Origin of the sequence: Pseudomonas sp. H3(2019) (genome assembly GCF_007713465.1) — a bacterium.
Lineage (GTDB): Bacteria > Pseudomonadota > Gammaproteobacteria > Pseudomonadales > Pseudomonadaceae > Aquipseudomonas.
This window is the reverse complement of the sequence record NZ_VMSG01000014.1, coordinates 78,511-90,717: the sequence shown is the minus strand read 5'-3', so window position 1 is coordinate 90,717 and position 12,207 is coordinate 78,511. Positions and strand designations below refer to the sequence as shown.

Annotated in this window: 15 protein-coding genes; 12 read left to right on the top strand and 3 right to left on the bottom strand. The window is 61.9% G+C overall.

The window, feature by feature from the left end:
* Positions 1-97 precede the first annotated feature (97 nt).
* From nrdR to FPT12_RS15565, 12 genes are all read left to right on the top strand, one after another.
* Positions 98-562 carry a transcriptional regulator NrdR gene (gene nrdR, locus FPT12_RS15620; RefSeq protein ID WP_019693850.1) on the top strand — a complete coding sequence of 155 codons (465 nt, stop codon included), beginning with the start codon at positions 98-100 and terminating at the stop codon, positions 560-562.
* Complete coding sequence (gene ribD / locus FPT12_RS15615) at positions 559-1,692, top strand: bifunctional diaminohydroxyphosphoribosylaminopyrimidine deaminase/5-amino-6-(5-phosphoribosylamino)uracil reductase RibD (protein WP_145017288.1); 1,134 nt, start codon at positions 559-561, stop codon at positions 1,690-1,692. Before nrdR ends, ribD begins: the two co-directional genes overlap by 4 nt.
* Before the next feature lie 48 nt (positions 1,693-1,740).
* Positions 1,741-2,403, top strand: a complete 663-nt coding sequence (locus FPT12_RS15610; RefSeq protein WP_145017286.1) for a riboflavin synthase — start codon at positions 1,741-1,743, stop codon at positions 2,401-2,403.
* A gap of 16 nt (positions 2,404-2,419) precedes the next feature.
* Positions 2,420-3,511, top strand: a complete 1,092-nt coding sequence (gene ribBA / locus FPT12_RS15605; protein ID WP_054594246.1) for a bifunctional 3,4-dihydroxy-2-butanone-4-phosphate synthase/GTP cyclohydrolase II — start codon at positions 2,420-2,422, stop codon at positions 3,509-3,511.
* 90 nt (positions 3,512-3,601) lie between these two features.
* A complete protein-coding gene (ribE, locus tag FPT12_RS15600; protein WP_003228649.1) occupies positions 3,602-4,078 on the top strand; it encodes a 6,7-dimethyl-8-ribityllumazine synthase in 477 nt (158 codons plus the stop codon).
* A complete protein-coding gene (gene nusB / locus FPT12_RS15595) occupies positions 4,075-4,575 on the top strand; it encodes a transcription antitermination factor NusB (protein WP_071552029.1) in 501 nt (166 codons plus the stop codon). Before ribE ends, nusB begins: the two co-directional genes overlap by 4 nt.
* Positions 4,576-4,598: 23 nt before the next feature.
* A complete protein-coding gene (thiL, locus tag FPT12_RS15590) occupies positions 4,599-5,564 on the top strand; it encodes a thiamine-phosphate kinase (protein ID WP_145017284.1) in 966 nt (321 codons plus the stop codon).
* Complete coding sequence (locus FPT12_RS15585) at positions 5,561-6,064, top strand: phosphatidylglycerophosphatase A (protein ID WP_123584548.1); 504 nt, start codon at positions 5,561-5,563, stop codon at positions 6,062-6,064. The genes thiL and FPT12_RS15585 overlap by 4 nt, the downstream gene beginning before the upstream one ends.
* A gap of 39 nt (positions 6,065-6,103) precedes the next feature.
* Positions 6,104-6,859 (top strand): ABC transporter substrate-binding protein, encoded by a 756-nt coding sequence (locus FPT12_RS15580; RefSeq protein WP_145017282.1) that lies wholly within the window; start codon positions 6,104-6,106, stop codon positions 6,857-6,859.
* A gap of 111 nt (positions 6,860-6,970) precedes the next feature.
* Complete coding sequence (ribA, locus tag FPT12_RS15575) at positions 6,971-7,588, top strand: GTP cyclohydrolase II (protein WP_019693842.1); 618 nt, start codon at positions 6,971-6,973, stop codon at positions 7,586-7,588.
* The gene (locus FPT12_RS15570; RefSeq protein WP_145017280.1) at positions 7,585-8,004 is read left to right on the top strand and encodes an MFS transporter; all 420 of its coding nucleotides are present in this window, start codon (positions 7,585-7,587) and stop codon (positions 8,002-8,004) included. The genes ribA and FPT12_RS15570 overlap by 4 nt, the downstream gene beginning before the upstream one ends.
* Positions 8,004-8,801: a cobalamin-binding protein gene (locus FPT12_RS15565; RefSeq protein ID WP_145017278.1), complete on the top strand. Its 798-nt coding sequence runs from the start codon at positions 8,004-8,006 to the stop codon at positions 8,799-8,801. Before FPT12_RS15570 ends, FPT12_RS15565 begins: the two co-directional genes overlap by 1 nt.
* A gap of 77 nt (positions 8,802-8,878) precedes the next feature.
* Here FPT12_RS15565 and dxs read toward each other — a convergent pair whose 3' ends face one another.
* The 3 genes from dxs to FPT12_RS15550 all read right to left on the bottom strand — a co-directional run bounded on the left by dxs (position 8,879) and on the right by FPT12_RS15550 (position 12,014).
* Positions 8,879-10,777 carry a 1-deoxy-D-xylulose-5-phosphate synthase gene (dxs, locus tag FPT12_RS15560; RefSeq protein ID WP_145017276.1) on the bottom strand — a complete coding sequence of 633 codons (1,899 nt, stop codon included), beginning with the start codon at positions 10,775-10,777 and terminating at the stop codon, positions 8,879-8,881.
* A gap of 110 nt (positions 10,778-10,887) precedes the next feature.
* Positions 10,888-11,775: a (2E,6E)-farnesyl diphosphate synthase gene (gene ispA, locus FPT12_RS15555; RefSeq protein ID WP_145017274.1), complete on the bottom strand. Its 888-nt coding sequence runs from the start codon at positions 11,773-11,775 to the stop codon at positions 10,888-10,890.
* The gene (locus FPT12_RS15550) at positions 11,772-12,014 is read right to left on the bottom strand and encodes an exodeoxyribonuclease VII small subunit (protein ID WP_019693836.1); all 243 of its coding nucleotides are present in this window, start codon (positions 12,012-12,014) and stop codon (positions 11,772-11,774) included. Before FPT12_RS15550 ends, ispA begins: the two co-directional genes overlap by 4 nt.
* Between the last annotated feature and the right edge of the window lie 193 nt (positions 12,015-12,207).

The following is a 12,207-nucleotide window of genomic DNA, read 5'->3' as shown; positions in this document are numbered from 1 at the left end:
CAGACAGTGTAGCCCGTCTGTATACCGCAAACCCTATGGCTTGTCTTGCCAGTGGGATGCGCTACCATGGCCCTCCCTTTTTTTGTTGCCTGCCACCATGCACTGTCCCTTCTGCGGTGCCAACGACACCAAGGTCATCGACTCGCGTCTGGTCGCCGAGGGCGAACAGGTGCGCCGCCGGCGCGAATGTCTGGCCTGCGGCGAACGTTTCACGACGTTCGAAACTGCCGAACTGGTGTTGCCGCGCCTGATCAAAACCGACGGCAGCCGTCAGCCGTTCGACGAAGAAAAACTTCGCGCCGGCATGCAGCGTGCGCTGGAGAAACGCCCGGTAAGCGTCGAGCGCCTGGAAGCGGCGCTGGCCCATATCAAACACAAACTGCGGGCGACCGGCGAGCGCGAGGTCAAATCCCTCGTGGTCGGTGAACTGGTGATGGCCGAGCTGCAAAAGCTCGATGAAGTCGCCTACATTCGTTTCGCTTCGGTGTATCGCCGCTTCCAGGACCTCAACGAGTTCCGCGAAGAGATCGATCGCCTGGCCCGTGAGCCGGTCAAACCATGACGATTTCTTCAGAACAAGCGATTCTCGACGCCCATTACATGGCGCGCGCGCTGGAACTGGCGCGCAAAGGTCACTACACCACCCATCCCAACCCTCGAGTGGGCTGCGTGATTGTGCGTGACGGGCAGATTGTCGGCGAAGGCTGGCATGTGCGCGCCGGCGAACCACATGCCGAAGTCCACGCCCTGCGCGACGCCGGCGAAAACGCCCGGGGCGCCACCGCCTACGTCACGCTGGAACCTTGCAGCCATCATGGCCGCACACCGCCGTGCGCCGATGCGCTGGTGAACGCCGGTCTGGCACGAGTGGTTGCGGCGATGCAGGATCCGAACCCGGAGGTTGCCGGTCGCGGTTTGCAGCGTCTGGAGCAGGCGGGCATCGAGACCCGCAGCGGCGTGCTCGAAGGCGAGGCGCGCAAGCTCAATGAAGGTTTTCTCAAGCGCATGGAACACGGCTTGCCGTTCGTGCGGGTCAAGTTGGCGATGAGCCTCGACGGTCGCACCGCCATGGCCAGCGGCGAAAGCCAATGGATCACCGGTCCCGCCGCCCGCTCGGCCGTGCAGCGTCTGCGGGCTCAGGCCAGCGTCGTGTTGACTGGTGCCGACACGGTGCTGGCCGATGACGCGCGCTTGACCGTGCGTGCCGATGAGTTGGGTCTGGATGCCGAGCACACTGCGCTCGTGATGAGCCGCCCGCCGCTTCGTGTGCTGATCGACGGCCGTCTGCGCGTGCCGCTCGATGCGCCGTTTTTCAAGGCTGGCCCGGCGCTGGTCGCTACCTGTGTCGCGGTCGAAGAGCAATACGCCAACGGCCCTGAATGCCTGATCGTGCCCGGCGACGATGGCCAGGTCGACCTGCGCAAACTGCTGCTCGAACTCGCCGCCCGTGGCGTCAACGAAGTGCTGGTGGAAGCTGGCCCGCGTCTGGCCGGAGCGTTTGCCCAGCAAGGGTTGGTGGACGAATTCCAGATCTTCATCGCGGGCAAATTCCTCGGTTCCACAGCGCGACCATTGCTGGACTGGCCACTCGCGCAAATGAGTGATGCGCCACAACTGAAAATTACTGAAATTCGCGCTGTCGGCGATGACTGGCGAGTCATCGCGGTCCCCGTGCCGCAAGCGAGCGTATAATTCCCGGCCTGCGCCACAAGCGAAGGTTTTGTTCTCGAGGAGGACTCCATGTTTACCGGCATCATCGAATCCATCGGCAGCATCCGTGCATTGACCCCAAAAGGTGGTGATGTGCGGGTTCACGTAGAAACCGGCAAGCTCGACCTGAGCGACGTCAAGCTCGGCGACAGCATCGCGGTCAACGGCGTCTGCCTGACTGCCGTTGAACTGCCGGGCAATGGCTTTGCAGCGGACGTCAGTCGCGAAACCCTCGACTGCACGGCCATGAATGACCTGAAAAGCGGCAGCCCGGTCAACCTGGAAAAAGCCCTGACCCCGACCACCCGTCTTGGCGGACATCTGGTCAGCGGTCACGTCGACGGTGTCGGCGAAGTGGTTGCGCGTACCGAGAATGCCCGTGCCGTGGAGTTCCGCATTCGTGCGCCGAAAGACCTGGCCAAATACATCGCCCATAAAGGCTCGATCACGGTCGACGGCACCAGCCTGACGGTGAACGCGGTCGACGGCGCCGAGTTCTTGCTGACGATCATTCCGCACACCCTGAGCGAAACCATCATGGCGTCTTACCAGCCAGGTCGCCGGGTCAACCTTGAGGTCGATCTGCTGGCCCGTTACCTGGAGCGTCTGTTGCTGGGTGACAAGGCTGCAGAATCCTCGACGGGCAACATTACCGAAAGCTTTCTGGCCGCCAACGGCTACCTCAAATCCTGACTCAAGGGGGTGCCGCGTGGCGCTCAATAGCATCGAAGAACTGGTTGAAGACATCCGCCAAGGCAAGATGGTCATCCTCATGGATGACGAAGACCGCGAGAACGAAGGCGACCTGATCATGGCCGCCGAGTGCTGCCAGCCTGAACACATCAACTTCATGGCCAAGCACGCCCGTGGCCTGATCTGCATGCCGATGAGCCGCGAGCGCTGCGAGCTGCTCAAGCTGCCACTGATGGCGCCGCGCAACGGCTCCGGTTTCGGCACCAAGTTCACCGTGTCGATCGAAGCTGCTGTCGGTGTCACCACCGGTATCTCTGCGGCTGACCGTGCGCGCACCGTGCAAGCGGCCGCTGCCAAAGACGCCAAGGCCGAAGACATCGTCAGCCCCGGCCACATTTTCCCGCTGATGGCCCAGGCCGGCGGCACCCTGGCCCGCGCCGGCCACACCGAAGCCGCTTGCGACCTGGCGCGCATGGCCGGTTTCGAGCCGAGCGGGGTGATCTGCGAAGTGATGAACGACGACGGCACCATGTCCCGTCGCGCCGAGCTGGAAACCTTCGCCGCTGAGCACAACATCAAGATCGGCACCATCGCCGACCTGATTCACTACCGGATGATCCACGAGCGTACCGTTCAGCGGATTGCCGAGCAGCCGCTGGACAGCGAACTGGGCCAGTTCAATCTGGTGACCTATCGTGATTCAGTGGAAGGCGACGTGCACATGGCACTGACCCTGGGCACCATTTGCGCCGAAGAACCGACCCTGGTTCGGGTGCACAACATGGACCCGCTGCGTGACCTGTTGATGGTCAAGCAGCCAGGCCGCTGGAGCCTGCGCGCCGCCATGGCTGCGGTTGCCGAGGCCGGCAGCGGTGTGGTGCTGTTGCTCGGTCACCCGCTCGATGGCGACGTGTTGCTGGCGCATATCCGCGAAACCGCCGATCACGCTCAGCCGAAAAAACCGACTACCTACAGCATCGTCGGTGCCGGCTCGCAGATCCTGCGTGACCTGGGCGTACGCAAAATGCGCCTGATGAGTGCACCAATGAAATTTAATGCGATATCCGGTTTCGATCTGGAAGTTGTAGAATACGTGCCCTCCGAATAAAGACCGGCTGTTTTTGTCTTGAATTCGCGGTTCAAATATCACTGAGGGATGCGTACTGAACGCGTCCCGGCTCTTTAAGAGATTTGTCGAATGACCCTGAAGACCATCGAAGGTACCTTCATCGCCCCCAAAGGCCGCTACGCTTTGGTTGTTGGCCGCTTCAACAGCTTCGTCGTTGAAAGCCTGGTAAGCGGTGCTGTCGATGCCCTGGTTCGCCATGGCGTGAGCGAAAGCGACATCACCATCATCCGTGCCCCTGGCGCCTTCGAAATCCCGCTGGTTGCGCAGAAAGTCGCTCAGAAGGGCGAGTTCGCGGCAATCATCGCGCTGGGCGCGGTCATCCGTGGCGGTACTCCGCACTTCGAATACGTGGCTGGCGAGTGCACCAAGGGCCTGGCCCAGGTGTCCATGGAATTCGGCGTACCGGTCGCTTTCGGCGTACTGACCGTCGACTCGATCGAGCAAGCCATCGAACGTTCCGGCACCAAGGCCGGCAACAAAGGTGCTGAAGCTGCCTTGTCCGCTCTGGAAATGGTCAGCCTGCTGGCGCAGTTGGAGGCCAAGTGATTAGCGACGAAAGCGATCGTTTCAACCCGCGCGATCCAAAGCCTGCGGATGCTGGCAAACCATCGAAAAGCGTCAAGCGTCGCGAAGCCCGTCAGCTCGCGACCCAGGCGCTGTATCAATGGCACATGGCCAAGCAATCGTTGAACGAGATCGAAGCGCAGTTCCGGGTCGATAACGATTTCAGCGATGTCGATGCCGCGTACTTCCACGACATCCTGCACGGGGTTCCGGCGCACCGCACCGAGATCGACACCGCGCTCAAGCCATGCCTGGACATCGAAATCGAAGAGCTGGACCCGGTTGAACTGGCGGTTCTGCGCCTGTCCACCTGGGAACTGCTCAAGCGTGTCGACGTGCCTTACCGTGTGGTGATCAACGAAGGCATCGAGCTGGCTAAAGTCTTCGGTTCCACCGATGGCCACAAGTTCGTCAACGGTGTACTCGACAAGCTGGCCCCGCGCCTGCGTGAAGCTGAAGTGAAGGCGTTCAAGCGCTGATCGGCGCTTGAACTGCCATTGCCATGGGCGAGTTTGAGCTGATCCGCAATTACTTTGCCGCCGCGCCTTGTGCGCAGGGCGGCGAAGGCGTTGACCTGGGAATCGGCGACGACTGCGCCTTGCTCGCTGTTCCCGCAGGGGAGCAGCTGGCAATTTCCACCGACACGCTCGTGGCCGGTGTGCATTTCGCAGACCCTTGCGACCCGTTTCTGCTCGGTCAGCGTTCGCTGGCTGTGGCGGTCAGCGATCTGGCTGCCATGGGCGCCACCCCTATGGCCTTTACCCTTGCCCTGACCTTGCCGACGGTAACCGTCGATTGGCTGGACGCCTTTGCCCGTGGCTTGAACGCCATGGCGCAACACTGCGGTGTACGGCTGGTGGGCGGCGACACCACACGCGGACCGCTGAGCCTGACCATGACCGTGTTCGGTCGGGTCCCGGCAGGCAAGGCGCTGACCCGCAGCGGTGCGCAACCCGGTGATCTGGTGTGCGTGGGCGGCGAACTGGGCAACGCCGCCGGTGCATTGTCGTTGGTGTTGGGTGAGCGCGTCGCGCCTGCCGATGTTGCCGGGCCGTTGTTGGCGCATTATTGGTCGCCGCAGCCGCAGCTTGAATTGGGTATGGCATTGCGCGGCAAGGCCACCTCTGCACTGGATATCTCTGACGGTTTGCTCGCCGATTGCGGGCATATCGCCAAGGCCTCGGCTGTCGGCTTGCTGATCGAAAGCGAAAAGCTCCCGCTGTCCGCGGCACTGGTGAGCTTTCTCGGTGAGAATGCCGCCCGCGTGGCGGCCTTGAGTGGCGGTGATGACTACGTGCTGGCGTTCACTTTGCCGCCCACGCAATTACCGGGACTGCTCGCTGACGGCTGGCCGATTCACGTTGTCGGGCAGGTCGTGACCGGGCAGGGGGTGACGCTGCTGGACGCGAACGGGCAGGACATCACCCCGCACGCCCGGGGTTATCAACATTTTCGGGAGACACCGTGACAGATCATCCCAAACAGGGCCCGGCAGAACACGTGCCGCCATCGGTCTGGCGTAATCCCTGGCATTTCCTGGCGTTCGGCTTCGGTTCAGGCACCTTGCCCAAGGCGCCAGGCACCTGGGGCTCGCTGGTTGCGCTACCCTTTATCCCGTTATGGCAGATGTTGCCCGACTGGGGTTACTGGCTGATGCTTGGCATCACGATGCTGTTCGGCTTCTGGCTGTGCGGCAAGGTTGCCGACGATTTGCGGGTGCACGACCACGAAGGCATCGTCTGGGACGAAATGGTCGGGATGTGGATCACCCTGTGGCTGGTGCCGGCAGGTTGGTACTGGCTATTGGCGGGGTTCCTGCTGTTCCGCTTCTTCGACATTCTCAAGCCATGGCCGATTCGCTGGATCGACCGACATGTGCATGGCGGCGTCGGGATCATGCTCGACGACGTGCTGGCAGGCGTATTTGCCTGGTTGGCGCTGCAGGGGCTGGTCCGCTATTTCGCCTGATAGGCTGATTGAGGGACGAATAGATTGAGGGGCTGGGGGATGGTCGGACGCTGGCTGTGGGTTCTGGTTTTTGCGGTGTTCTGTTCGCTCGCCCGTGCGGCGGATGTGCCGACGACACCGGCCGTGATTCATTTGGCCAGCGAGGGCTGGGATGACTACACCGCCGCCGATGGTCATGGGCTGGCCTGGGATATTTTGCGCGCCGTGTTCGAACCGGCCGGGGTGAAACTGGATATTCGCACCGTGCCTTACACCCGTTCGGTGGGGCTGGTGCAGCGTCGCGAAGCGGATGCGCAGGTTGGCTCCTATTCCAACGAGGCCGATCAGGTGCTGTATCCCCACTGGAATTTCGATACTGATCATCTCTATGCCCTGGGCCTTGCGAGCAACCCGGCACCGACGCTGGAGACTCTGGGTGCGTACCGACTGGCCTGGGTCCGTGGCTATCGCTACGAAAGATACCTGCCGAACATCCGCCGCTATAACCAGATCGAGCGCCGCACCGGAATTTTGCCGATGCTCAAACAGGCTCGGGCGGACTTCTATATCGACGCGCTGACGGAAGTCAATGAAGTGCTCGCTGAGGCTGGGGATCCATCCCTGTACCGACGCACACACTTGACCGAACTGCCGTTGTACCTTGGTTTCGCCGATACACCACGGGCCCGTGCCCTGATGGCGCTGTACGACAAGCGCATGGCGTTGCTGGTCAAAACCGGCCAGTTGAAACCGATCTTCGAACACTGGAAACAACCTTATCCTTTTGATGAAAGCACCAAGCAGGCAGGGCAGTGATCAAACTTTTTGATCGTTATGGCCGATAATTCAGCCTAAGCGTCTGTAGGAACCTGCTGTTACAATGCCGCCTCTGCGAATCTCCAGTACATACAGATCAGGAGCACACCGGTGCCTGTCGTTTTTGTCGCCGCTTCCAAGCTGCCCACGCCTTTTGCGCAATTCACCATGCATGGCTTTCTCGATGAGGCTACTGGTCGCGAGCACGTCGTGCTGAGCCTGGGTGATGTTGCCGACGGTGCCCCGGTACTCGGCCGGTTGCACTCCGAATGCCTGACCGGCGATGCCTTGTTCAGCCAGCGTTGCGACTGCGGTTCGCAACTCGAGGCGGCGTTGCAGGCGATCGCCCGCGAAGGTCGTGGCGTGTTGCTTTACCTGCGTCAGGAAGGCCGTGGCATTGGCCTGCTGAACAAGATCCGCGCGTATGAATTGCAAGATGGCGGTGCCGACACCGTTGAAGCCAACGAACGTCTGGGCTTTGCTGCCGACCAGCGCGACTACGCCATGTGCCTGCCGATGCTTGAGCACCTGGGCGTGAAATCCCTGCGTCTGATGACCAACAACCCGCGCAAGGTCAAAGCCTTGACCGACATGGGCATCGTGGTTGCCGAGCGCGTGCCGCTGCACACGGGGCACAATCCGCACAACAAGCTCTACCTGGCGACCAAGGCCAGCAAGCTCGACCATATGATGGGCAACGAGCATCAGGGCGAGGCAGACCGGGCGTGACTCGCGGTCAGGTCCGGCGGCGACTGTCCGTCAACTGGTGGCAATACCTGGCGCTGGCCTTGCTGCCGCTGCTGGTGATCAACAGTGTGTTCGGTCAGAGCGAGGCGTTTTTGCCGGTGCTGGGGATGCCGTTTTTCATTGCCGGGGTGGCCTCGATGTTTGTCAGCCTGCGGTTTTTTGGCGGCTACAAACACGCCTTGATCGCCACCCAGAAAGCCCTCGATACCCCGGAAGAACCTGCTGCCTGGGTTGCCCTGGCGGCTAAACGCCGTCAGGCATTCCTTGTCGCGGCCTTGCCGGCCTGGATCGGTGCTCTGGCGGTGTTCGTCGGCCTCGAAGCGGTGCCTTTGGTCCTGCTGGCGCTGTCGACCGCAGTGCTGTTCTATCTTTACCGTATTCCGCGTCAACTCGGCTGATGCGCCGTTGGCTGGCGGTTCTGCTGCTGGTCATCAGTGGCTCGTCGGTCGCGGTAGAGCGGGTAGTCAGCCTCGCGCCGTCACTCTCGGAAATCGTCGTTGAACTGGGCTCGGCCGACCTGCTGGTGGGCGTGCTCGATGCTGGCGAGCGTCCTGCAGAACTCAACGCCGTCCCTTCTATTGGCCGTTACGGTCAGCTGGATATGGAGCGCCTGCTCAGTCTCAAGCCGGATTTACTGTTGCTCTGGCCTGGCAGTGTCGGCCCGGCGCAGCGTGAGCAACTGATTCGGTTGGGGATCCCGACCTACGTCGCCGAACCGCATAACCTCAAGCAACTGACCCGCCAAATCGAAGCGATCGCCAAGCAGCTCGGCCGACCCGAACGTGGGCGCACGCTTGCGGTTGATTTGCGGCAGCAGCTCGACGATTTACGTCAGCGCTATCAACGCAAAGAACCGCTTCGGGTGTTTTATCAGGTCTGGGATCAGCCGCTCTACACCGTGGGCGGCGGGCAGATCATCAGCGATGCGCTTGAGGTGTGCGGTGCGCGCAACGTGTTCGCCGACATGACCTTGCCGGCGCCGCAGGTCAGTGTGGAGTCAGTGCTTTCGCGTAATCCCCAGGTGATCCTCGCCAGCAGCCAGGCACAGCTCGACGCCTGGAAAGCCTGGCCACAGATGACCGCTGTGGCTCAAGGGCAATTACTGTTGGTGACGGACAAAGGCCTGGAGCGGCCGAGCGGGCAGATGATCGAAGCAACGGCCAAGTTGTGCCGGTTGATCGCGCCCGGCCGGTGAGACCGAGGTGCCTGCTTCGCGAGCAAGTCGAATCGTCACACCGCCGCTCCCACAGGGTTTTGTATCAATCCAGAGATTTAGATGTTCAGCAGTTGCAGGCGCTCGCGGATGGCCGCTTCGATACCCGCTTCATCCAGACCGCACTCGGCAAGCATTTGCGCCGGCTTGGCGTGCTCGACGTAGACGTCCGGCAGGCCCAGATGCAGCATCGACTTGAGGATGTTCTCGCGGGCGAGGAACTCGCTGACCGCGCCACCGGCACCGCCCATGATGGCGTTTTCCTCGATGGTCACCAGCAACTTGTGGCTGCCGGCGATCTCGCGTACCAACGCTTCATCGAGCGGTTTGACGAAGCGCATGTCGATCACGGTCGCATCGAGTTTTTCAGCGACTTTCAGTGCTTCGGCCAATTGCACGCCGAACACCAGCAGGGCGACGGTGCTGCCCTGGCGACGGATCACGCCTTTGCCGATTTCGATCGGTTCGAGGTTCTTCTCGATAGGGGCATTCGGCCCCGTACCCCGTGGGTAACGCACTGCCGCCGGGCCGTTGTACAGATGGCCGGTGCTGAGCATCTTGCGCAATTCGTTTTCGTCGCTCGGGGTCATCACCACCATGCCGGGGATGCAGCGCAGGAACGACAGGTCGAAACTGCCGGCGTGAGTCGGGCCGTCTTCGCCTACCAGGCCTGCACGGTCGATGGCGAACAGCACGTCGAGGTTTTGCACCGCGACGTCATGGATCAGTTGGTCGTAACCGCGTTGCAGGAACGTCGAATAGATCGCCACTACCGGTTTGGCGCCTTCGCAGGCCATGCCGGCCGCAAAAGTGACCGCGTGCTGCTCGGCAATTGCCACGTCGAAGTAGCGCAGCGGGAAGCGCTCGCTGAAGGCCACCAGGTCGGAGCCTTCTTTCATCGCCGGAGTGATACCGACCAGGCGCGGGTCAGCAGCGGCCATGTCGCACAGCCACTCGCCAAATACGCCGGAGTACTTCGGCCCACCGGCTTTTTTCGGCGCGGCGGCAGGAGCGTCCAGCGGTTCGAGTTTGGTGATCGCGTGGTAACCGATCGGGTCGACTTCCGCCGGGGCGAAGCCTTTACCTTTCTTGGTCACCACGTGCAGGAACTGCGGGCCCTTGAGGTCACGCATGTTACGCAGGGTGGCGATCAGGGTCGGCAGGTCATGGCCGTCGATCGGGCCGATGTAGTTCCAGCCGAGTTCTTCGAACAGGGTGCCGGGTACCAGCATGCCTTTTGCGTATTCTTCGGTACGACGGGCGATTTCCCAGGCGCCAGGCAGGCGCGACAGGACCTTTTTACTGCCTTCACGCATGCTGGCGTACGTGCGGCTGGAAAGGATCTTCGCCAGGTAATTCGACAGCCCGCCAACGTTGCGCGAGATCGACATGTCATTGTCGTTGAGGATTACCAGCATGTTGGCGTTGACTTCCGGCGCGTGGTTCAGCGCTTCGAACGCCATGCCAGCGGTCAGTGCGCCGTCGCCGATCACGGCGATCGCCTTGCGATCACTGTTTTGCAGGCGGGCGGCAATCGCCATGCCCAGTGCTGCGCTGATCGAGGTGCTGGAGTGGCCGACGCCAAAGGTGTCGTATTCGCTCTCGGAGCGACGCGGGAAGGCCGCAAGGCCGTCCTTCTGGCGCAGGGTGGCCATGCGTTCGCGGCGACCGGTGAGGATCTTGTGCGGATAAGCCTGATGACCTACGTCCCACACCAGCCGGTCGTCCGGGGTGTCGAAAACGTAATGCAACGCGATAGTCAGCTCGATGACACCCAGGCCGGCACCGAAATGCCCGCCGGTCTGACCGACCGTGTAGAGCAATTCCAGGCGCAACTCATTCGCCAGGGTTTCCAGCTCGGCTTCGCCTAACCGGCGCAGGCCGTCCGGCGTGTTGGCACGGTCGAGCAGGGGCGTGGTCGGGCGCTTGCGGGGAATCTCATGAAACGTCGTGGGCATCAGGCGAATCGTTATAGGTATAAAAGAGGCGGCAGTTTACCTGATGCATCGCACGCTGCCCACGCAGAGCTCGGAACTTGGCCGATTTACGGTGGGCAACGAGCGCCGGATCAGTTGCGGCGTTCGACGATATAGCGCGCCAGATCACGCAGCGGCTCGGCCGACGCGTCAAACGGTCGCAGTGCGTGCAGGGCCTGATCTCGCAGTTCCAGGGCATAAGCCTTGGCCGCGTCGAGGCCGAGCAGCGCCGGGTAAGTCGGTTTATCACGGGCAATATCGGCGCCCTGGCGCTTGCCGAGGGTTTCGGTATCGCTTTCGACGTCGAGAATGTCGTCCTGCACCTGAAACGCCAGGCCAATAGCCTGTGCATAGGTCTGCAAGGATTTCAGTTGGTCTTTCTCGGCGCGGCCACTGGCCAGGGCGCCAAGCTTGACGCTGGCTTCGATCAGCGCGCCGGTCTTGTGCCGGTGCATGTATTCGAGAGCTTTTTGATCGAGCTTCAGGCCGACCGACCCGAGGTCGATGGCCTGACCGCCGACCATCCCGGCCGGGCCCGCCGCCAACGCCAGAGCGCTGACCATGTGCAGGCGGATTTCAGCGTCGGCTGAATTCAGGCGTGGGTCGAGCAGGGCGCTGAACGCCAGGCTTTGCAGGCCGTCACCGGCGAGAATCGCGCAGGCTTCGTCGAATTTTTTATGCGTGGTCGGTTGACCGCGACGCAGATCGTCGTCGTCCATCGCCGGCAAATCGTCGTGCACCAGCGAGTACGCATGGATCAACTCCACCGCACAGGCCGCGCCGTTGGCTTGCTCCGCCTCACCGCCCAGCGCTTCGCAGGCCGCATAGGCCAGCAAGGGCCGAACGCGTTTGCCGCCATTCATCACGCTGTAGCGCATCGCTTCATACAAACGTGCGAGTTCAGGGCTCGGCGCGTTGAACAGGGTGTCGAGTGCCGCGTTGACCCGGGCCTGACTGCTGGCCGAATACGCCGCGATCATTCTGGCTGTTCCGCGTCAAAGGGAGCCTCGGTCAGCTCGCCATCGCGTTCAAGCAGCACCTGAACCTTCTGCTCGGCCTGCGCCAGCGCAGCCTGGCAATCACGGGTCAGACCGATGCCTTGCTCGAAAGCGGTCAACGAGTCTTCCAGCGACAGCTCGCCGTTCTCCAGGCGCTCGACCAGCGTTTGCAGGTCAGCGAGGGATTGTTCGAAATCCAGTGCAGCTTTTTTGCGGGCCATGGCGGCAATTTCCGGTAGACGTTAAACCGGCGCGACACTAGCAGATAGGGGGGAGAGGGGCAAATGAACGGGGTATTCGGCGCCGCCGTCATGGGGCGAAACCACGTTGATGTCAGGACCCTCTGACGATCTATCCATTATTCGGCTCTTTTCGTGGGCTGAATAAGATCGCTATCAGGCTCACCGTCCGGCA

Bases quoted from the DNA above. Each gene is read 5' to 3' on its own strand.
- nrdR (WP_019693850.1), top strand. From the start codon at position 98: ATGCACTGTCCCTTCTGCGGTGCCAACGACACCAAGGTCATCGACTCG.
- ribD (WP_145017288.1), top strand. From the start codon at position 559: ATGACGATTTCTTCAGAACAAGCGATTCTCGACGCCCATTACATGGCG.
- FPT12_RS15610 (WP_145017286.1), top strand. From the start codon at position 1,741: ATGTTTACCGGCATCATCGAATCCATCGGCAGCATCCGTGCATTGACC.
- ribE (WP_003228649.1), top strand. From the start codon at position 3,602: ATGACCCTGAAGACCATCGAAGGTACCTTCATCGCCCCCAAAGGCCGC.
- thiL (WP_145017284.1), top strand. From the start codon at position 4,599: ATGGGCGAGTTTGAGCTGATCCGCAATTACTTTGCCGCCGCGCCTTGT.
- FPT12_RS15580 (WP_145017282.1), top strand. From the start codon at position 6,104: ATGGTCGGACGCTGGCTGTGGGTTCTGGTTTTTGCGGTGTTCTGTTCG.
- FPT12_RS15565 (WP_145017278.1), top strand. From the start codon at position 8,004: ATGCGCCGTTGGCTGGCGGTTCTGCTGCTGGTCATCAGTGGCTCGTCG.
- dxs (WP_145017276.1), bottom strand. From the start codon at position 10,777: ATGCCCACGACGTTTCATGAGATTCCCCGCAAGCGCCCGACCACGCCC.
- ispA (WP_145017274.1), bottom strand. From the start codon at position 11,775: ATGATCGCGGCGTATTCGGCCAGCAGTCAGGCCCGGGTCAACGCGGCA.
- FPT12_RS15550 (WP_019693836.1), bottom strand. From the start codon at position 12,014: ATGGCCCGCAAAAAAGCTGCACTGGATTTCGAACAATCCCTCGCTGAC.